This window comes from Sphaerisporangium fuscum, from assembly GCF_018531465.1.
Taxonomy (GTDB): domain Bacteria; phylum Actinomycetota; class Actinomycetes; order Streptosporangiales; family Streptosporangiaceae; genus Sphaerisporangium; species Sphaerisporangium fuscum.
The window spans coordinates 81,536-100,751 of the sequence record NZ_JAHDTF010000005.1; the positions used below are offsets into that span (position 1 = coordinate 81,536).

Annotated in this window: 21 protein-coding genes; 9 read left to right on the forward strand and 12 right to left on the reverse strand. The window is 70.8% G+C overall.

Annotation, left to right across the window (positions count from 1 at the left end; all coding sequences use genetic code 11):
* Window positions 1-12: 12 nt before the first annotated feature.
* Genes KIK05_RS07685 through KIK05_RS07695 form a run of 3 tightly spaced genes read right to left on the reverse strand, consistent with a single transcriptional unit; the run spans window position 13 to window position 1,977 of the window.
* Entirely contained in the window at window positions 13-363 is a 351-nt protein-coding gene (locus KIK05_RS07685; protein WP_214409889.1) for a hypothetical protein, read from the reverse strand.
* A 46-nt stretch (window positions 364-409) separates the two neighbouring features.
* Entirely contained in the window at window positions 410-1,027 is a 618-nt protein-coding gene (locus KIK05_RS07690; protein WP_308249799.1) for a GntR family transcriptional regulator, read from the reverse strand.
* A complete protein-coding gene (locus KIK05_RS07695; RefSeq protein WP_308249800.1) occupies window positions 1,024-1,977 on the reverse strand; it encodes an EamA family transporter in 954 nt (317 codons plus the stop codon). Before KIK05_RS07695 ends, KIK05_RS07690 begins: the two co-directional genes overlap by 4 nt.
* 167 nt (window positions 1,978-2,144) lie before the next feature.
* Here KIK05_RS07695 and KIK05_RS07700 point away from each other — a divergent pair, with 167 nt between their 5' ends.
* Together KIK05_RS07700 and KIK05_RS07705 are read left to right on the forward strand one after the other, a co-directional pair.
* Complete coding sequence (locus KIK05_RS07700) at window positions 2,145-4,454, forward strand: sensor histidine kinase (protein ID WP_214409890.1); 2,310 nt, start codon at window positions 2,145-2,147, stop codon at window positions 4,452-4,454.
* Window positions 4,451-4,822: a DUF742 domain-containing protein gene (locus KIK05_RS07705; RefSeq protein ID WP_214409891.1), complete on the forward strand. Its 372-nt coding sequence runs from the start codon at window positions 4,451-4,453 to the stop codon at window positions 4,820-4,822. Before KIK05_RS07700 ends, KIK05_RS07705 begins: the two co-directional genes overlap by 4 nt.
* Window positions 4,823-4,941: 119 nt before the next feature.
* Here the strand turns inward: KIK05_RS07705 and KIK05_RS07710 are convergent, their stop codons facing one another.
* Entirely contained in the window at window positions 4,942-5,802 is an 861-nt protein-coding gene (locus KIK05_RS07710; protein ID WP_308249801.1) for a chitosanase, read from the reverse strand.
* Between the two features lie 418 nt (window positions 5,803-6,220).
* On the opposite strand from KIK05_RS07710, the gene KIK05_RS07715 reads away from it, so the two are divergent.
* Together KIK05_RS07715 and KIK05_RS07720 are read left to right on the forward strand one after the other, a co-directional pair.
* The gene (locus KIK05_RS07715; RefSeq protein WP_214409892.1) at window positions 6,221-6,694 is read left to right on the forward strand and encodes an ATP-binding protein; all 474 of its coding nucleotides are present in this window, start codon (window positions 6,221-6,223) and stop codon (window positions 6,692-6,694) included.
* Window positions 6,694-6,840: a hypothetical protein gene (locus tag KIK05_RS07720; protein ID WP_214409893.1), complete on the forward strand. Its 147-nt coding sequence runs from the start codon at window positions 6,694-6,696 to the stop codon at window positions 6,838-6,840. The genes KIK05_RS07715 and KIK05_RS07720 overlap by 1 nt, the downstream gene beginning before the upstream one ends.
* A gap of 47 nt (window positions 6,841-6,887) precedes the next feature.
* Here the strand turns inward: KIK05_RS07720 and KIK05_RS07725 are convergent, their stop codons facing one another.
* Window positions 6,888-7,853 carry a helix-turn-helix transcriptional regulator gene (locus KIK05_RS07725; protein WP_214409894.1) on the reverse strand — a complete coding sequence of 322 codons (966 nt, stop codon included), beginning with the start codon at window positions 7,851-7,853 and terminating at the stop codon, window positions 6,888-6,890.
* A gap of 9 nt (window positions 7,854-7,862) precedes the next feature.
* A complete protein-coding gene (locus KIK05_RS07730) occupies window positions 7,863-8,792 on the reverse strand; it encodes an NAD-dependent epimerase/dehydratase family protein (protein ID WP_214409895.1) in 930 nt (309 codons plus the stop codon).
* 121 nt (window positions 8,793-8,913) lie between these two features.
* On the opposite strand from KIK05_RS07730, the gene KIK05_RS07735 reads away from it, so the two are divergent.
* A complete protein-coding gene (locus KIK05_RS07735) occupies window positions 8,914-9,858 on the forward strand; it encodes a GlxA family transcriptional regulator (RefSeq protein ID WP_214409896.1) in 945 nt (314 codons plus the stop codon).
* A gap of 43 nt (window positions 9,859-9,901) precedes the next feature.
* Window positions 9,902-10,600 carry a class I SAM-dependent methyltransferase gene (locus KIK05_RS07740; protein ID WP_214409897.1) on the forward strand — a complete coding sequence of 233 codons (699 nt, stop codon included), beginning with the start codon at window positions 9,902-9,904 and terminating at the stop codon, window positions 10,598-10,600.
* A gap of 164 nt (window positions 10,601-10,764) precedes the next feature.
* Here KIK05_RS07740 and KIK05_RS07745 read toward each other — a convergent pair whose 3' ends face one another.
* From KIK05_RS07745 to KIK05_RS07760, 4 genes are all read right to left on the reverse strand, one after another.
* Complete coding sequence (locus tag KIK05_RS07745) at window positions 10,765-11,349, reverse strand: hypothetical protein (RefSeq protein WP_214409898.1); 585 nt, start codon at window positions 11,347-11,349, stop codon at window positions 10,765-10,767.
* 346 nt (window positions 11,350-11,695) lie between these two features.
* Complete coding sequence (locus KIK05_RS07750) at window positions 11,696-11,941, reverse strand: hypothetical protein (RefSeq protein WP_214409899.1); 246 nt, start codon at window positions 11,939-11,941, stop codon at window positions 11,696-11,698.
* Window positions 11,938-12,228: a DUF6247 family protein gene (locus KIK05_RS07755; protein WP_214409900.1), complete on the reverse strand. Its 291-nt coding sequence runs from the start codon at window positions 12,226-12,228 to the stop codon at window positions 11,938-11,940. Before KIK05_RS07755 ends, KIK05_RS07750 begins: the two co-directional genes overlap by 4 nt.
* Window positions 12,229-12,327: 99 nt before the next feature.
* A complete protein-coding gene (locus KIK05_RS07760) occupies window positions 12,328-13,272 on the reverse strand; it encodes an SDR family NAD(P)-dependent oxidoreductase (protein ID WP_214409901.1) in 945 nt (314 codons plus the stop codon).
* A 155-nt stretch (window positions 13,273-13,427) separates the two neighbouring features.
* Here KIK05_RS07760 and KIK05_RS07765 point away from each other — a divergent pair, with 155 nt between their 5' ends.
* On the forward strand, window positions 13,428-14,039 hold the full coding sequence (locus KIK05_RS07765; protein ID WP_214409902.1) for a TetR/AcrR family transcriptional regulator: 612 nt from the start codon (window positions 13,428-13,430) through the stop codon (window positions 14,037-14,039).
* Window positions 14,040-14,169: 130 nt separating this feature from the next.
* Here the strand turns inward: KIK05_RS07765 and KIK05_RS07770 are convergent, their stop codons facing one another.
* On the reverse strand, window positions 14,170-15,363 hold the full coding sequence (locus KIK05_RS07770; RefSeq protein WP_214409903.1) for a right-handed parallel beta-helix repeat-containing protein: 1,194 nt from the start codon (window positions 15,361-15,363) through the stop codon (window positions 14,170-14,172).
* Between the two features lie 180 nt (window positions 15,364-15,543).
* Entirely contained in the window at window positions 15,544-15,822 is a 279-nt protein-coding gene (locus KIK05_RS07775) for a hypothetical protein (protein ID WP_214409904.1), read from the reverse strand.
* 784 nt (window positions 15,823-16,606) lie between these two features.
* Here KIK05_RS07775 and KIK05_RS48780 point away from each other — a divergent pair.
* Both KIK05_RS48780 and KIK05_RS07785 read left to right on the forward strand, forming a co-directional pair.
* Window positions 16,607-17,491 carry an NBR1-Ig-like domain-containing protein gene (locus KIK05_RS48780; RefSeq protein ID WP_214409905.1) on the forward strand — a complete coding sequence of 295 codons (885 nt, stop codon included), beginning with the start codon at window positions 16,607-16,609 and terminating at the stop codon, window positions 17,489-17,491.
* A 265-nt stretch (window positions 17,492-17,756) separates the two neighbouring features.
* On the forward strand, window positions 17,757-19,208 hold the full coding sequence (locus KIK05_RS07785) for a hypothetical protein (RefSeq protein WP_214409906.1): 1,452 nt from the start codon (window positions 17,757-17,759) through the stop codon (window positions 19,206-19,208).
* Window positions 19,209-19,216 lie beyond the last annotated feature (8 nt).

Genomic DNA, 19,216 nt, shown 5'->3' on the forward strand with positions numbered 1-19,216 from the left:
AGGCGTGGGGGCTTAGTCGTACTCCAGGTCCGGCAGCGGGGACGGCGGGTCCGGGCTGCGCCAGACCACCACGTAGCCGGAGTTCGCCGAGTCGAACGCCCGGGTGAGCCGTTCGAGGTCGAACTCCGGCAGGTAACGGAGCCTCGCCAGGAAGGTCGCGTCGGTCGCGGAGCGCGGCACCACGCATCCTTGCCCGTCGCGGTCGAGCAGGACGATCAGGATGTCGGACTCGGTGACGCTCCCGACGCGGACCTCGACGACGTCCTCCCACGCGAGGGCTTCGACACTCCCGTCGGCGTAGTGACGGGTCACGCCCTCTTCGGTCACGTACACGTACGAATCCGGCACTGAGTTGCCGTGCATGGGCGCGATTGTGACCAGTTACCAGCGCTCCATGCAAGAGAAGCCGCTAATCAGCGCCCCAGGTGTGATCGAGATGGGCCGCCACGGCCCGCCGAGCCGCCTCCGCGGGCCCGGCGGCGATGGCGTCGAGCAGCATGCGGTGCTCGGCGACCAGCGTGTCCCTGTCGTGGTAAACGGTGCGCAGCCGCACCAGGCCGAGCCGCGTCTCGGCGGCGAGGGCGGCGTACAGCCGCTCCAGGCGCGGGCTGCCCACGGCGACGATCAGTTGCTCGTGCAGCGCCATGTGCTCGGCGACGACGTCGGCCCAGGGCGCGTCGGCCGGCAGCGCGGCCATGCGGTCCAGGGCCTCGTCGGCCGTGGCGACCCGCCGGCCCGCCAGCTTGACGGCCATGAGGTCCTCCAGCGGGCGCCTGACGTACATCAGGTCGTCCAGGTCGCCCGTGGTGACCTCCGGGACGTACGCGCTGCGGTTGCGCTCGCGCCGGAGGATGCCCTCGTGGACCAGGACGGCGAGCGCCTCCCGGACGGTCGGGCGCGCAACGCCGTACAGCGCCGAGAGCTCCTGCTCGGGCAGGGACGTGCCGGGGGCGATCTCGCCGGAGAGCACGCGCCGGCGCAGGGCTCCCGCGAGCGCGTCGACCGTCGACACAGGGCGCAGTTTCACGCCGACGATTCTGCCCTCTCCATCGGGGAGGCGGGCGCGGGAGCGGGCGGGCGCGGCCGTTCCGGCAGCGCGACCAGCACCAGGCCCGCGCCGAGGAGCACCAGGCCGGCCCACGAGACGCCGGTGAGCCGCTCGTGCAGGACGACCAGGCCGAGCAGCGCGGCCACGGCCGGCTCGGCCAGCGCCAGAGTGGCGGCCCGCGCGACCGGCGTCGACCGCAGGCCCCTCCCGTAGAGGAAATAGGACAGGGCCGTCGTGGCGCAGCCGAGGTAGACGGCGGTGAGCAGCCCGCGCGGCTCGCCCAGCCAGGCCGTGTCCCTCCAGAGCAGGACGGGCAGCATGATCACCGCCGCTCCGCCGAACAGGACGCCCATCACCGCGCCGGACGGCGCGCCCGCGGTGATCGCGCGCGCGGCGGTCACCGCGTAGAAGCTGTACAGCAGGCCGCTGAGCAGTGCGAGCAGCACTCCGAGCGGATCGACGCCGACGGCCTTCCCGCCGGAGACCAGGGCCGCGCACCCGGCGACGGCGGCGGCCGTGGCGAGGGTCCAGCGGCGGCCGGGCCGCCGGCGGTCGTGCAGCCACGTGAGCAGGCCGGTGAAGACGGGGCCGCTGCCGATCGCGACGACGGTGCCGATCGCGACGCCCGTCCGGCCCACCGAGGCGAAGAAACAGAGCTGGTAGGCGGCGACGCCGCCCGCGGAGGCCAGCAGCGGCAGCCTCCACCCGGCCGCAGGGCCGTGGAGCAGGCGCCAGGCCGCGGGGCCGGCCGCCACCGCGAGGACGAGACCTCCGATGACGAGGCGGGCCGCGGCGAGAGCCACCGGGTCGGTGGAGCCGGACAGAGCGAGGGTTCCGACCGTGCCCGCCGTGCCCCACAGGACGGCGGCGGCGACGACGGCCATGGCTCCTGCGGTGCCGGCGCGGCGGGGTTCTGGGATCAGCGACACGCACACATTGTCTGACAACTAGACAAAAATTGCCAGCGCGAACGGTCCTATCCCGAATAGGACCCCTTTCGTAACGAAAGTGACCTACCTAGCCCCGACCCCCATTGGTACTGTTTCGCCCATTGACTTAACCCGCGTGTAACGATGCGGTTCCCCTGCGAGGTCACATGGGCGGGCGTAAGAGATCCATCAAGTTCAAGATCCTGACCCTGGTGCTGGTACCTCTGGTGTCCCTTCTGGGCATCTGGGCCTTCGCTGCGACGATCACGATCCAGAGCGGACTGGACCTCCTCCGTGTCCAGGCCACCTACGACAACCTGGTCGACCCGGTCGGCAGCCTCGCCTCGCAGCTGCAGAACGAGCGCTACGAGTCCCTCGTCTACCTGGGATCGCGCACCGGGGAGCACAGCGTCCTGAACGCGCAGCGCACCAAGACCGACCAGCTCCGGGCCGCGCTGGAGCAGAAGGCGCTGGCCGACGGCGTCCGCGACCGGGTGGACCCGGCCATCTACCAGCGGGTCACCGAGCTGGTCGAGCTCACCCAGCGGCTGCCCGACATCCGCGCCCGGGTCGACTCCAGGACCTTCACCCCGCTGCTGACCCTGGACGCCTACCGCCTCATCTCCGACGCCGTCAGCCGCGTGTACGACAGCATCCGCCTGGCGAGCGACCTCGAACTCGGCCCGCCGACCAGGGCCCTGACGCTCATCGAGCGCAGCCGCGAGCTGATGAGCGAGCAGGCCGCCCTGATCGCCGGCGTCGTCGGCAGGGGCAAGATGACGGCCGACGAGCAGACCGCGTTCACCCAGATGGTGACCAAGCGCAGGCTCCTGTACGACATGGGCTTCCAGCTCCTGGACGACGACCTGCGCCAGCCGTACCTCGTCCTGCAGAACTCCCCCGCGTTCGCCAGGTTCGCCTCGATCGAGGACCAGGTCAGCCAGGACGTCCGCCCGGGCAAGTCGCTGCCGGGCGGCGCCACGAGCTGGGGCGCCAACATCCACGCGCTCACCGGCATCTTCGACCGGCAGAACGGGATCGGCGCCAAGCGGATCACCGACCGCGCCGCGCCCATCGCCGACGCGATCATCTGGCGCGTCGCCATCGCCCTGGTCGTCGGTCTCATCGCGATCGGCGTCTCGCTGTACGTCTGCCTCCGGTTCGGCCGCCGCATCACCGCCGAACTGGTCGAGCTGCAGCGCGCCGCGCTGGAGCTCGCCGACCGGCGCCTGCCCCGGGTCGTCCAGCGGCTACGCCAGGGCGAGGACGTCGACGTGGCCACGGAGTCGCGCCCGATCGCCACCGGCACCACCTCCGAGATCGTGAGCGTGGGCCAGGCCTTCACGACCGTGCAGACCACCGCCATCGAGGCCGCCGTCGGCCAGGCCGAGATCCGCAAGGGCGTCGGCAAGGTCTTCCTCAACCTCGCGCGCCGCAACCAGTCACTGCTGCACCGGCAGTTGTCGATGCTGGACGCCATGGAGAAGAGGGTCACCGACCCCGAGATGCTGGACGACCTGTTCGGCATCGACCACCTCACCACGCGCATGCGCCGCCACGCGGAGGGTCTGATCATTCTCTCGGGCGCGGTTCCGGGGCGCGGCTGGCGTAACCCCGTGCCGCTGTACGACGTCGTCCGGGCCGCCGTCGAGGAGGTGGAGGACTACCTCCGCGTCCACGTGTCGATGCCGGACAACATCGCGCTCAGCGGCCAGGCGACCACGGACGTGATCCACCTGCTCGCCGAGCTGGTGGAGAACGCCACGATCTTCTCGCCGCCGCAGACCCACGTCGAGGTGCGGGGCGAGGCCGTGGCCAGGGGATTCGTCATCGAGATCGAGGACCGCGGGCTCGGCATGAGCCTCGGCGAGATGGAGCAAATCAACCAGAAGCTGGCGAACCCCCCCGAGTTCGACCTCGCCGACAGCGACCGGCTGGGCCTGTTCGTCGTCGGCCGCCTGGCCAACCGGCGCGACATCCGCGTCTCGCTCCGCACCTCTCCCTACGGCGGCACCACCGCCATCGTCCTGATCCCCGAGAGTCTGTTGTCGCCGGTCGAGACGCTGCCCATGGAGGAGTACTCCGTCGAGCGGATCACCCAGGCGGGGCACCCCAAGCGGCCCGCCGGGACGAACGGCTGGGGTCTCGCCGCCGCGACGACGGGCGGGAACGGCCGGGCCGCCGGCGACGGCCAGAACGGCGCGAACGGCGCCGCCGGGTACGCGGGCGGCGACACGAACGGACGCGGCAACGGGCGGGTGACCGGGCTCCCGCACCGGGTGCGGCAGGCCAGCCTCGCCCCTCAGCTCCGCCAGACCGGCGCCCAGCCGCCGGAGAACGAGGACCCGCCCAAGCACGCGGGACCCGTGCGCGACCCGTTGGACTCCACCGAGCCGGGCGGGCACTCGCCCGATATGTTCTCCTCGTTCCGGGCCGGCTGGGAGCGCGCGCACGAAGGTGAGGACAACGCGTCATGAACGACAGCGGAGAGCGGTGGCTCGACCAGGAGGCCGGGCCGATCGTCCGTCCCTACACCCTCACGCGCGGCCGTACCCGTCCCTCCGGACCGGCCTTCGACATGGTGGCGGTCGTCCGGATCGTCCCCGGCGCGAGGCCGCGGCCGGGGCTCACGCCCGAGCACCTTCGCATCCTGCGCATGTGCGCCCAGCCCATGTCGGTGGTCGACCTGGCCTCCGAGAGCGGGCTGTCGCTGAACGTCGTCCGGATCCTGCTCGGCGACCTGCGCGACCAGAAGCTCGTCACCGTACGTCCCCCGGCGACCGTCTCCCAGCTGCCGGAGGAGCGCCTGCTCCGGGAGGTGATCCAGGGCCTGAAGGCTCTGTGACGCCTGCCGTCGCCCCGTTCCCGCCCGGCCCTCGCGCCGGACGGGAACGGCACCCCCCGCACACGGGCCCCTCCGGTCACCGGAGGGGCCCGTGGCCTGTTCCGCGGCCAGCCGTGCCGCTAGCCGTCGATCGAGTAGCTGTCCCCGTAGACCTTCCACTTGAGCGGCGGGTCGAGATCGAGGTTGCCGTTCTTGAGGAACACCCGCTGCTCGGTGTCCACCCTGCTGGTGTCGCTGTGCGCCTCTTCGGTCTTCATCGCGGCCTTGCGGGCGTCGAGGAAGGCGTTGAGGTAGGTGACCTCGTTGCCGCCCTGTGCGGGGGTCTTCGCCTTCTTCATGGCGGCCTTGCGGATGCCGCCGAAGCTCGTGCCGTCGTCCCCGGGCCCGTGCATGACGATGGCGTCGTAGTAGATGAACTGGCCGAGGGCGCGCAGACCGTCCTTCTTGGCCTGCTGGACCGCCGGGTCGAAGTACACCCTGTCGCGCTCGTCGTTCTGCGCCTGCTGGAAGACCGTGTCCTTGGCGGCGGTCTTCCAGTCCTTGGTGAAGTTCGGGTCGAGCCCCTTGTGGGAGTCGGACCCGTTGACCTTGCGCAGCGCCGGGAGGTACTTGGCGAGGACGTTGCCCGGCTTGCGCTGGGTGTAGAGCTCGACGAGGTCGAGCATGTCGCCGGTGCCCGAGCAGAACCCGATGATGCCGGCGGTGTAGCCGCGGCCGTCGTCGATGTCCTCGATGTACTTGTACTGCGCCTTCCAGTCGAGCGAGGAGTTCTCCGCGCTCGACACCAGCTGCATGGCGATGTCCTTCTTGTGCGGATCGGTCAGGTCGACGGACGCGGTGACGACGGTCGTACGGACGGCTGCCGCCGAGGTGGCCGCGTGGGCGGTCGCGCCCATGAGAGCCGGCACCAGCGCCATGGTCAGCGCGGGGACGAGAACGGCCGCTAGTCGGGGGGGTCTGCTGGCCGGGGGGATGTGCACCTGTCTCTCCGTTCCCGCCGCCTCCGGGTGCGGTGGGGTCCCGCGCACCCGGACCGGCCGGCGGTCTGGCCGGAGGCGGGGGCGCCCCCGGACGATCGTTAGGAAAGTTACCTAACGAATGCAACCATCGTTGGCAAAGCCCTGTCAACGACTTCCGCGGAAAGGATCCAAGCGAAGGCGAGAGCGTGGCATTGACCTGCCGAGACGCCCCTTCCGCCGCACTGGCGGGCTGAAGAGTAAATGTTTGGTCCAGTTTCAGACCTTATGGGTACCGTTGGGGGAGAAAATCCCGTTACCTAGGTATCCACCCGTCGAGCAGAGCTCGATGCGATGGCAAAGGAAGACCGCCAAGCCAAAAAGATCATCCGATTCAGGTATCAGCCATGTGTTCAAACCAGCCAACGCCGGGACGGGCTGCATGACGTACACCCCTACCTGTCGCAGACCCGTCGGACCGCACGCCCGGCCGTGCCGGCACGAGGACCAGTGCGCCTCCTGGGTCCTGCTCCCCGACCCCTCCACCGTGCCCAAGACCCGCGAGAGCGCGCGGCACCTGCTCGCCGAGTGGGGCGTCACCGACCAGGGCGACGTCATCGAGCTGCTGATCAGCGAAGTGGTCACCAACGCGATGCGCCACGCCTGGGGCGGGATGATGACCCTGTGCCGGGAGCACGGCACGCTGCGCTGCGAGGTGCAGGACACCAGCTCCGCTCTGCCGGAGGTCCGGGAGGCCCACGAGTGCGACGAAGGGGGCCGCGGCATGTTCCTGCTCGAGGCACTCGCGACGCGGTGGGGCAGCTATCGCGTATCCGCCGGGAAGGTGGTCTGGTTCGAGATCACCTGCCCGGGCGAGAGTCCGGCCTGCCCCGAGGACCTCGAACGGTCCGCATGATGAACGACCCGGCACGACGCGACGGCGAACCGCGGCGCACCCGCGACGACGCCGGACGCGCCTGGAAGATCCGCAAACCCCGCAAGAGGGTCGTCGAGCCCACCCTGGACCTGCGCACCCCCTCCGGACGCGTGCTCCCCTACTGACCTCCCCACTGCCGGCGATCTCCCTGGTCCCCCGCCGGCCGGTGCCGTCAATTCCGGTAGAGAGCGAGCATGCGTTCGGCGGCCTCGGTCAGGAGGGCGCGCAGCGACGGCGGGTCCAGCACCTCGGCCTCGGGACCGAGGCGCAGGACCACGGTGTAGGCGACCTCCAGGGACTCGACCGGCAGGCGGGTGACCACCCAGCCCCGCTCGTCGGGCTCCCCCGCCGCCGCGAGGGCCCGCCGGACCGCCGGCGGCTCCACGGCCGTCCTCAGCAGCCGCACACCCCACGGGCTCAGGCGCACGGTGATCTCCTCCGACAGCAGCGAGGTGACGAACCCCTCCACTCCCCGCGCCCAGTACCCGACGAGATCGAACCCCTCGTCCCGCGTGAACTCCTCACCGGTGGGCGTCACCGAGACCATCCGGTCCACCCGGTACGTCCGGTGGTCCTCGCCCACCTGCGCCACCAGGTACCAGACGCCGTTCTTCAGCACCAGCCCGTACGGACGCGCCGTCCGGCGGACCTCGCGGTCGCGGCGGTAGCGCAGCTCCACCACCTGATCACGCCACACGGCGGCGGCGAGCCCGGCCAGCAGCGGAGGCGGGTCCGCCTCGGCGAACCAGCCCGGCGCGTCCAGGTGGAACCGCTGACCGGCGCGGGCGGAGGCGTCGCGCAGGCCCGGCGGCAGCGCGGCCAGCACCTTCAGCCGGGCGGCGGACCCCGCGTCGGTGAGCCCCATGTCCTTGATCGGCCCGGTGAGCCCCGACAGGAACAGCGCCTCGGCCTCGTCCCGGCTGAGCCCGGTCAGCCGGGTGCGGTAGCCGCCTATCAGCCGGTACCCGCCCCCGCGTCCCCGCTCGGCGTACACCGGCACCCCGGCGGCCGACAGCGCCATGACGTCACGCGTGACCGTCCGCTCGGACACCTCCAGCTCGCGGGCCAGCTCGGCGGCCGTCATCGTCTCCCGTGACTGGAGCAGCAGGACCAGCGAGATCAACCTGGAGGCGCGCACACCTCATCCTCACACCGGCCGGCGGGCCTCCAGCTCGGCGAGGGTCCGCCGCAGGGTCTCCTCCACCGGGGTGGGCGCGAGGGAGAAGGTCCGCCCGGAGCGGGTGGAGTCGACACGGAAGGACTCATCCGACATGTACAGGGTCTCCTCCAGCTCCGCCCAGATCGGCGCGGTCAGCCCGAGGAGGGCGAGCTCGCGGTCACTCATCTGCTCCACGCGCGGCTCCGGCGCACCCGCGAGGACGGCCAGGCGCACGGCCAGGTCGCGTACCGAGATCTCGTTCATCGGGGCGTGCCATGCCCGCCCCCACGCCCGCTCGTCCCTGCTCACGGCGACCAGCGCGCGGGCCACATCGGCGATCGACGAGTACGGGTGCGGCGTGTCGACGTGCCCGGCCACGAGGGCGAGCTCACCGGCGAGCACGCGCGGCTGCACCATCAGCGTGAACACCGAGGCCGCTCCCGGGCCGACGAACTGCCCGGCCCGCACCTCCGTCACCCGCACCCGTCCCGCCTCGTGGGCCGCGAGCGCCTCCTCCCACATCCGGGCCCGGGTGCGCCCCTTCGGCCCGGCCGCGTTCAACGGGGAGTCCTCGGTGATCAGCTCGTGCCCGGGACCGTACCCGTACAGGTTGCCGAGCATGACGTACCCCGCCCCCGTGCGTTCGGCCGCCGTCAGCAGCGCGGCGTGCAACGGCGGGAACTCCGCCGGCCACAGGTGGTAGGCCGGAGCGGCGCAGCCGAACAGCGTGGCCGCCCCCTTGACGATGTCGGTCAGGCCGTCGGCGTCCGTGACATCGGCCGCGATCCGCTCGATCGACGGATGCTCGGGCCCGCCGCCGCCGCGCGACACCAGGCGGACCTCCTCGCCCGCCTCGGCGAGCAGCAGTGCGGTGGCACTCCCGGTGGCACCCCGGCCCGCGACCACGTGCAACGACATGTTCTTCCTCCAAGGAAAGGGATATGGATCGCGCTTCTCCCGGGAAGCGCACTCCCCACTGTCCCGGCGGGGCAGGATGTGCGACAGTGGCCTGAATGCCAAGCATCCGGAGGTTCTGGCCATGCACCGCATCGCGGTCGTCGCGGTTCGACCGGTGATGAGCTTCGACCTGTCCATCCCGCTCATGGTCTTCAACAGCGCCGAGGTGGACGGGCGACCGGCGTACGAGGTGGTCGTCTGCACGGCCGAACCAGGGATCGTCCCGACGGTGGGCGGCCCGGACGTGGTGGTCCCCGACGGGCTCGACGCCGTCGCCGGGGCCGACACGGTGATCGTCACCGGCAGCGGCGGCGAGGACGCCCCGCAGGCCACGCTCACGGCGCTCAGGCGAGCCGCCGAGGCCGGCAGCCGCATCGCGTCCATCTGCACGGGAGCGTTCGTCCTCGCCCAGGCCGGGCTGCTCGACGGACGCCGCGCGACGACCCACTGGGGGCTGGCCGCCGACCTCGCGCGACGGTATCCGGCCGTCGACGTGCAGGCCGACGTGCTCTACGTCGAGGACGACGGCATCCTGACCTCCGCCGGGGCCGCCGCCGGCATCGACCTGTGCCTCCACGTCGTCCGCGTCGACCACGGCGCGGCGGCGGCGAACATGGCGGCGCGCCTCGCCGTCGTCGCGCCGGTCCGCCCGGGCGGGCAGTCACAGTTCATCGAGGCCCCGCTGCCGCCCGAACGCGGCACCTCCCTCGCCGCCACACGCGCCTGGGCGCTCGAACGGCTCGACCAGCCGCTCACCCTCTCCGACCTGGCCCGGCACGCCGGCACGAGCATCCGTACGCTCACCCGCCGCTTCCACGCCGAGACGACGCTCAGCCCGCTGCAGTGGCTGCTCCACCAGCGCGTCGAGCGGGCGCGGCTGCTGCTGGAGACCACGTCCCTGCCGATGGACCTGGTCGCCCGCGACAGCGGCCTCGGCACCGCCGACTCCCTGCGGCAGCACCTGGTGCGCCGGTTCGGCGTCACCCCCACGGCCTACCGGGCCTCGTTCACCCGCTCCCCGGCCTGAAAAACAGGTGCCTCGGGCGTGCCGCCGATGCCAGCATCAGGGGATGAGCACCGCCTGGACACTCGACGAACTCGCCCACGCCGGACCGGAACACCTCGATCCGGACTTCGTGGCGGGGTACGACCGCAAGCAGGGGCGCCCGGACCCCGGCCCCGACCTCGCCGCGCTCGCCGAGCACGGGGTGGACGAGACGGCGACGGTCGTCGACCTGGCCGCCGGCACGGGACAGTTCGCGCTGGCCGCCGCGTCCCGGTTCCGGCGTGTCGTGGCGACCGACGTCTCACCCGCGATGCTGGAGTTCCTGCGCGGCCGCGCCGCCCAGGCCGGGCTCTCGAACCTCGAAGTCGTCCGGGCGGGCTTCCTGTCCTACGAGCACGCGGGCGGCCAGGTGGACGCCGTCCACACCCGTAACGCGCTGCACCAGTTGCCCGACTTCTGGAAGACCGTCGCCCTGGAGCGGATCGCCGCGATGCTACGGCCCGGCGGCGTCCTGCGGCTGCGCGATCTGATCTTCGACTTCCAGCCGGCGGAGGCGGGCGAGGTCCTCGAACGCTGGATGGCGGGCGCGGTCGACGACCCGTCCCGGGGATACACGCGCGAAGACTACGCAGAGCACCTGCGCACCGAGTACAGCACCTTCCGCTGGCTCCTCGAACCCATGCTGTCCGCCACGGGCTTCGAAATCATCGACGTGGAATACCAGGCCCGCGTCTACGGCGCCTACACCTGCGTGAAACGCTGAAAGGGCGCCATTCTCGCGAATGAGCGCCCTTTTGGCTTCACATATTTCCGTGGTGGCGAAATGGCGCCGCCGGGCCCCGTCGCCGTCGTGGTGCGTGCGTTTTCGGCGCCGCGTCGGCGAGAAATGGTACGGCGATGCCGGCGCCGTTCACGGCGGCCCGCCGGCTAGTCGTTGGGGCCGGGCGTGGGAGTCGGCGTCGGCGTCTCCGACGAGGCATCCGGGGAGGGCGTGGCCGTGACGGTCTGAGTGACCGTGGCGGTGGCCGTCGCCGTGGCCGTCTCGGTGGCCGTGACCGTGGCGGTGGCCGTCGCCGTGGCCGTCTCGGTGGCCGTGACCGTGGCCGTCTGCGTGACCGTCGCCGTGGCCGTGGCGGTCACCGTCCGGGTGGCGGTCGCGGTGGCCGTGACGGTCTGCGTCGCGGTGGCCGTGGCCGTCTGCGTCGCGGTGGCCGTGGCGGTCTGCGTCGCGGTGGCCGTGGCGGTCTGGGTGGCGGTGGCCGTGGTCGTGATCGTGGGGGTGGTGGTCGGGGTCAGGGTGACGGTGACCGTGGGGGACGGGGTCGCGGGGGCCGCGACCGTGACCGACGCGCCGCCCTTCTTCTTGTACGTCCCCGCGCCCAGGTAGGCGCCCTGCCAGGCCGTCCGCCCGGCGCCCACCAGCACCTTGGCGGCGACCGTACGGCAGGACTTCTTCTGGCACACCTGCTGCCGCACAGTGACCTGCCTGGCGGCTTTGTTGGGGTTCGTCACCTGAACCTTGAGATAAGACTTCCCACTGACTTTCAGAAGGTAAGTCCGGATCACCGGCTTCTTCTCGGCCACGCGGGACGTCGCGGCGGCGGGAGCGATCCTGACTCCGGGTGCCAGCGCCGCCAGTAAGGCGACGAATCCGAGGAAGGTGATGGCGACCACCACCAGAGGGAGAACTCGACCGTATGTAGTTCGCATGGCAGAGATTTCGGTAGGCCGCTGATTGCCAGCCACTTATATCAGTTAACCGAGACACATGACGGATTTGTACAGAAACCGGTTGGGACGACTACTCAACGCGAACGGCAGGTTTCCCACCATGACACCGCCGACAGGGGCCGGAGGTTCAGTCGACCCAGGTGACGTTGAAGATGCGGATCAGCTCCGCGCACTGGTCGACGTGGAAGGCCATCACGCCGAAGTCGCCGAAAAGGGTGTGCCGGAACTCCGGCTCCTCGAGGTACAGCACCTCGGCGTCCCAGGGGGCGTCGACGAGGTCGGCCGCCCGCTTGACCAGGGCGTCGAAGGCCTCGTCCGGAAGCCCTTCCAACTGGGCCAGAGCCGACAGGTGGAACTCCACGCGATAGCTCACAGACGCTCGGCCCAGCCCGGGACGGCCTGCTCGGCCGGCACGAACTCGCCGGAGCGGCCCTCGCGGACGGCCTGTGCCGCGCTCTCGAACCCCGGAGTGGAGAAGGCCACGGCCCGCAGGCGCCAGGCGTGCAGCAGTTCGCGGAGCTGGCGGAACCGCCACACCTCGTGGGCGGCGTCGAGGGCCTGGTGGTACTCGCCGAGGAACTGCTCGTGCCACGCCTCGGGCAAGGCGCGCAAGATCTCCGTGGGGTCGTACCCATCGTCGTGCAGCGGCTCAGCGGTCACGCGCCAAGCCTAGCCCGAGGATCCGCCAGAGACGGGCAGGTCACGACGGCCGGCGCATCACAGGGGCGCCCGACCGCCGTGAGGAGCGAAGAGTGGCCCTCAACGCCCGAGCGTCTCGACGGTCACCTGCCACAGCCGTTCGGCGGCCTCGGGGTCGAGCGCGTACGCGGCGACACCTCGGCGCTCGCCCGGCTCGTTCGGCCCCGCCTCCTGGCAGTCCTCGAAGTACCGGCCGCCGATGCCTTCGAGCAGCGGCGACGTCGCGACCAGCACGGAGGTGGCGGCGCCCTGCTCGGGGGTCTTCCACGTGAAGGCGGCGGCCGCGGCCTGGCTCACGAGCTGCTGGAGGCTCTCCTCGGTCATGTGCCGCTGGAGGTTGGTCCGGATGCCGCCGGGCATCAGGGAGTTCACGGTGATACCGTCGGCGGCCCACCGCTTGGTCGCCTCGACGGCGAAGAGCACGTTGGCCGTCTTGGACTGCCCGTAGGCGGCCCACGGCTCGTAGGCGCGCTCGCGGAAGTGGATGTCCTCGAAGACGACCGGCGAGCGCAGGTGGGCGCTGGAGCTGACCGAGACGACGCGGGCGCCGCCGGCCGCCGCGAGCGCCCGGTGCAGGCCGGTGGCCAGCGCGAAGTGGCCGAGGTGGTTGGTGGCGAACTGCAGCTCCCAGCCCTCCGGGGTGCGCGTCTCGGGGGACGCCATCACGCCGGCGTTGTTGACCAGGACGTGCAGCGGCCCGTCCCACGCGGCGGCGAACGAGGCCACCGACGCCTGGTCGGCCAAATCGAGGTGGGCCACCAGGACCTGCTTGTTGCCCGTGGTCGCCACGATGTCGTCCGCGGTCCGCCGGCCGGCCTCGAGGTCGCGGACCGCCAGGGTCACCTCCGCCCCCGCTCCGGCGAGCGCCCGCGCGGTCTCGATTCCGATGCCGGAGGCGCCGCCGGTCACGATGACGCGGCGGCCGGTCAGGTCGATGCCGTCCACGACCTCGGCGGCGGTGGACCGGGCGGTGAACGGTGTGGTGATGCGTGTGGTCGCAGTCATGGTTCGTCCCGTCTCGCTCGGCCATGCGAACCGGAAGGCCGAGCCGGTAGGCTGAAATCGGAGGAACCTCCGGATGCCTACGACTCTAAGTGGAGGAACCTCCGATTAGCAAATTGCGATCTCCCTTAGCGGACCGCTTGGACGAAGTGGGACAGTTGAGCCGAGACGACGAGGAGGACGCGGTGCCGCCACCGGACCCCCGGCCGCTGCGCGCCGACGCGCGGCGCAACCGCGAGCGGTTGCTCGACGCCGCCGTGCGCGCGTTCTCCCACGACGGGCCCGAAGTCACGCTCGAGGCGATCGCCAAGGACGCCGGCGTCGGCATCGGCACCCTGTACCGCCACTTCCCCACCCGTGAGGCGCTGGTCGAGGCGGCGTACCGCAACGAGCTCACCCGGCTGTGCGACGCCGCCGCCGAGTTGCTCGCCACCATGCCCCCCGGCGAGGCGACGCGTGCCTGGATGGACCGCTTCCTCGACTACATGACCACCAAGCGGGGCATGTCCGACGCGCTGCACGCGGTCATCGCCTCCGGCTGCAATCCGTTCACCGAGAGCCGCGACCGCATGGAGGCCGCGATGACCACGCTGCTCCAGGCCGGCGCCGACGACGGCGCCGTGCGCGCGGACGTCGACCCCATCGACGTCCTGAGGAGCCTGGTCGGCGTCACCCTCGTGGCGGGTGAGCCGGACCAGCGCGACCAGGCCGGCCGCATGCTCGACCTGCTGATGGACGGCCTGCGCTACCGCGCCGCCGGCACTCCCTGATCGGCTTCACCGACCCGCGCCGGTCCGTTTTCACGGCATCCACGCCACAGGCCCCGGCCGGGCCGCACGATGGCCGTCCGCGTCATGCGGCGGACGATTCGGGCACTGCCCGGCCGGGGCCACACAGGGGTCAGTAGCCGTGGCTGACCCGTACGCCGGGGCCGGCCTGGATGCGTCTGCCGATGTCGTCGATCAGGTTGCCGTCGGAGACGATGGACATCCTGTCGCCCTGGCCCTTCTTGAAGAGCATCCCGACCTCGCGCCTGGTGCCGTGCCCGAGGATGCTGTTGCCGGTCACCGTGGCGTGCCCCGTCCCGTAGTTCACCTCGTCGAGGGCGAGGTAGACGAAGTCGACGTTCGAGGGAAGCGGCCCGGTGAGCGTGGGCCTGCGCACGGGGGGCGCGATGCCGTACTTGCGCGCCTTGCCGAACTTGGCCAGAGCGTCGGGCGGCGGGAGGAAGCGGTGGATCCGGTTGTCGGCGATGGTGGTGTTGGCGTCGCCCTGCAGGTCACAGCGGATGCCGTAGTACGTCTGGTCCGCGGTGGCCTTGGTGCCGAAGTCCTCGATGTAGTTGTTGGTGATGGAGGTCCCGAAGCACCGGTGCGCGTCGATGGCGTGCTCGGGGATCCCGTACAGGTGCAGCTCGCTGAAGGTCCAGCCGGCCGCGTTGTCGCTCTGGATGGCGCTCCCGTCGTTGAAGCCGACCCAGGAACGCTGGAAGGTCCAGTCGGTGACGGAGTTGCCGGGGTCGACCACCCGCAGGCCCGCGCCACCCGCGCCCTCGATGTCGACGTCGCTGATGATGCTGTTCACCATCGTGTTCTGCAGGAGCGTGCCGTTCTTGGACGGGTTGGAGACGCGGATGCCGTCGGAGGGCGTGCCGAAGATGTCGACGTCGTAGACGCGGGTGTTCCACGAACGCAACATCAGGCCCACGGTGCCGGTGTTGTGGTCACGGTTGCCGTCGAGCATGATCCGCTCGATGCGGACGGTGTCGGAGCTGAGCTCCCGGTCGGAGACCCATGACTCCGAGGCCAGCATGGCGGGCAGGTTCGCGCCGTCCGCCTGTTTGATCACCGTCCCCTCCTTGCCGTCGCCCCGGTAGGTGCGGCGGTCGAGCAGGGTGATCGTCGCGTTGATCAGGCAGGGCCCCTTGAAGACGATCTCGTCGCCGTCTTTCGAGGAGTCGATCGCGGTCTGGATGGTCTTGGCGTCGTCGGCGGTGTTGGCGCAGGTGGCGTCGACCCGGCTGGCGGATGCGGGCGCGACGGGCATCACCACGGCGATGCCCACGGCGGCCGCCGCCAAGGCGAGCACTCCCATGAGTGGGCGCATCGTTAATCGCGAAAGCACGTTCTGTCCCCCTTGAGAGGTCCGATGAAGGAATCGAGGGCACAGCACGGCCGCACACGAAGTCCCCCGTCCCCGCGTGCCCTCGTTGCCGGATCTCATCATGGCAAAATCGCCGCCATTTGTGATCTTTTGCCCGGAGATCCGCGACCTTCAGCGGAGGCGGGGGCTGCGGGTGAGCCCGAGGAGGCCGAGGAGGCGGTCGATCATGTCCTCGAACAGCGGCAGCTGGTCGTCGAAGGCGAACGCCAGGTGACCGTAGACGCCCATGCAGATCAGACCGTAGATCTGACGCCAGCACGTGATCATCAGGAACGCGACGCCCAGAGGGAGCTCCGGCCCGAACGTGTCACGGTAGATCCGCAACTGCCGCGCCAGCCCCGGGTCGATCTGGTCGTCCGGCAGGTGGGACAGGCGCCCTTCCCGCCACAACCGCCCGAAGAGCCCTCCGTACAGACCGCCGAGCTCACGCTGGACGCCAAGGTGAAGGCCGAGATCGCGCCCGAGACCGAGGGCGAGATCGTGTCGATCGCCGTCTCCGGCGACCGCCGCTCGCTGCTCATCGCGGCCAACGAGAACGACGGGGCGTCCACGACGAAGATCTATCGCGCGAACCTGACCTCTCCCTCGGGACCTGTCGAACTGGCCCCGCTACCGGCGGGAGTCTCGGACGATTTCACCTTCCGAGGCAACTTCCAGACGACCGGTCCGGGGGTGACGGGCGGGTCGTCACCCCCGGACGGGGGTCGACCGTCCCGCGGGATCCCACGTGCTCGGCGTGCACGGCGGCGTGGCGGCGCCCCTGATGACCGGCATCAGGCGACGCCGATCACCGCCACGACTGCCGGCAGGCGAAGCGATCCCCTGATCGGGAGCCTTCTCGTGAGCGGAACAACGGACGCGGCGCACGGGCCGACGCGTCCGGAACCGGCGGTGTTCGCCGGGCACCCGCCACACTGCCACCGGAAAGGCGGGCGACCCCAGCGAACTTTGTCCAAGGTTCCCCCATGGCCGGAAAGCTGGACATTGGACAAATCACCGCCGGGCACCAGCCTGCGACTCCGCCCCCCAGGCGCACTGCGCGTCGGATAATTTGGATGCGCCGAAGACCGGCAGTCACGCGTGGACGGGGGAAGTGGGGCCGCAAGTGCAGGCTCAGGATCGTGGAAAGCGCCGGGGGCGGCAGCCGATACGGCCTGATCCCGAATCGGGCGCGGTGGAGGCCTTCGCCGACCGGCTCCTGCGCCTGAAGGAGGAGGCCGGCGACCCGTCCTACGCCGAGATGTCCTCCCGGCTCGGCGCGGCGGCCTCGAAATCGTCCCTGGCCAGCGCCGCGCAGGGGCGGAAGTTGCCCACGTGGGAGACGACGTGGGAATTCGTCCGGGTTCTCGCCGTCGACCGGCTGGGGCATGACCCCGCGGAGACCGAACGCGAGTGGCGGGAGTTCTGGGAGCACACGAAGGCGGTCTCCACCGATGGCGCCGTCCCCGACGAGACCCTGCCGAACGCGGCCACGGCCCAGGTCCCGGCTCAGGCGCTGCCGGCCACCGCGGTCGCGGTGGTGCCGGTCCCGTCTCCTTCCCCGGCACCGTCCGCCGAGGCGGCTCCCGTGCCGTCCCCTTCACCGGCGCGGCGCGGGCGCGGGCTCGTCGCCGCCATCGTCTCGGCCGCGGTCGTCGCGGGCGGCCTGATCTTCTTCATGGCGACGAAGACCGATCGCCAGCTTCCTCCGGCCGTGACGACGCCGAGCCCGATCGCCAAGGACGACTCCGAGTTCGTGGACGACATCACCTACCCGGACGGGTCGAAGGTGCGGCAGGGATCCTTCTTCAAGAAGGTCTGGAGGATCCGCAACACCGGGACGACGCACTGGCGCGGCCGGCGGCTGGTCCGCATCAACGCCGCGCCCTGCCGGTCGCCCGAGTCCGTGGTCATACCGCCGACGGCCCCCGGCCAGACCGTGGACATCGCCGTCCGGGTGCAGTCCCCCGACAAACCAGGCAAGTGCCGCATCTACTGGAAGATGACCGACGCCGCGGGCCGGGAACTGTTCCCCCTCAAGCGGCCGGTGTTCCTCGACGTCCAGGTGACCGCGTCCTGACGTCCCGGCCGGCCTTCCATCTGGCCCGGCGGTTCACGGGAGAGCGAACCCGTACCGCCCCGCCGTTCACCTGCGGAGAGTGAACCCGTTTCGGCGGCGGTTCTCGGCGACAAGACCAAGCGCTGGACGACACTTTGCGCGGCACGCCGCAAGCGGGCCGCTTCGGTCATTCATCCTCGATTGATGGTCGGCGTCCGCGTCCTTCGCGGTCTCCCGGCCACGGGGATGAAAGGAACCTGGCATGCCGGACACGAAACTTCATTCCGTGAATTCGGGCGAATCCGACTGCAAGGCGGTCGCCCGGATCGAGTTCGGCCTGATCGCCGGCGGCCTGCTGGGAATCTCCTTCTTGTTGCCCCACGCCCTGCTCTGGGGGGACGGCGGGTGGCGCTTCGTCTACATGTCGGACCTGCTGACCACGGGGCATTTGAGCGACAAGAAGTATTCGCTGATCGGTCCCTTGTTCTCGGCCCCGCTCTGGCTGCTCGGCCGGATGTACCAGTCGCCCGAATGGTGGTGTGAGAAGTACAACGCCGCGGTCTTCGCCGTCGGGCTGTTCATCTTCTACCGGATGCTGCGCGATCGCGTGCCGCGTCCCCTGCTCCGCCGGTTCCTCCTGCTGCTGACCTTCGCCTCGATGTTCGCCAACCACCTGCTCTTCTACTGGGGCGAGGTGTTCACGGCGATCATGGTCGGTATCGGCACCGTCTGCCTGCTCACCAGACGCCGCGGGTGGACGGCGATCGTGCTCGGCGTCGCCAACACCCCCGCCACCGTGCCCGCCTTGATGCTGTTGACCGCCCGGCGCGTCTGGGACACGCGGCGACTCCGGCCGGTGCTGGCCGTCGCCGCCGCCGTGGCGGTCGTCCTGCTCGAAGCCTGGATCCGCAGGGGCAGCCCGTTCGAGAGCGGATACGGCGACGACAGAGGCCCCAAAACGATCATGCCGTTCTCGGGTCGCCCATGGCTCAGTTATCCGATCTTCTTCGGACTCCTGTCACTGCTACTGTCGTTCGGGAAAGGACTGCTGTTCTTCGCCCCCGGACTGTTCCTGCCCGTACACCGCAGGCTCGCCGCGCTTCCCGGCCGCGCGAGCGCGGATCTGACCACGCTCTACGGTATGTGGACGGCGTTCACCGTGGGCCTGATCCTGCTTTACTCCACCTACTGGTCGTGGAGCGGGTCCACCTTCTACGGGCCCCGCTACCTGCTGTTCGCCTCGCTGCCCGCGTGCCTGGTCCTCGCGGTCCGCCTGCACCGCCAGGAGACCTCGATCCTGGCGAACACCATCACCGTGCTGGCGCTCGGCCTCTCCCTCTGGGTCGGCCTGTGCGGAGCCGTCTTCGGCGACGCCCCCGCGCGCGCCGTCTGCCTGGACCCGACCGGCCCGCAATTCGAAGCCCCGCTGTGCTACTACACGCCCGAGTTCAGCGCTCTCTGGGTCCCGTTCATCCACGCCCAGCAGCTGACCGCCGGCCAGTACCTCTTCCTGCTGTACGGCCTGACAGTGGCCGTCTACCTGATGGCGCCCCCACTGCTGGAACTGGCCACCCAGGTGCTCACCCGAGCTCGACTGCTGACCAGGAGCTTCCGCGACGACCGCGCCCGGGCCCGCCTCCGCAGGCCGCCGGTGATGGAGGGCCGATGCCAGCTCGTCACCAGCAGCGGGGTCGCGGTCGCCCGGACGGGTTCCCCGGGATCCGACCGAACTTCCTGAGAGACCGG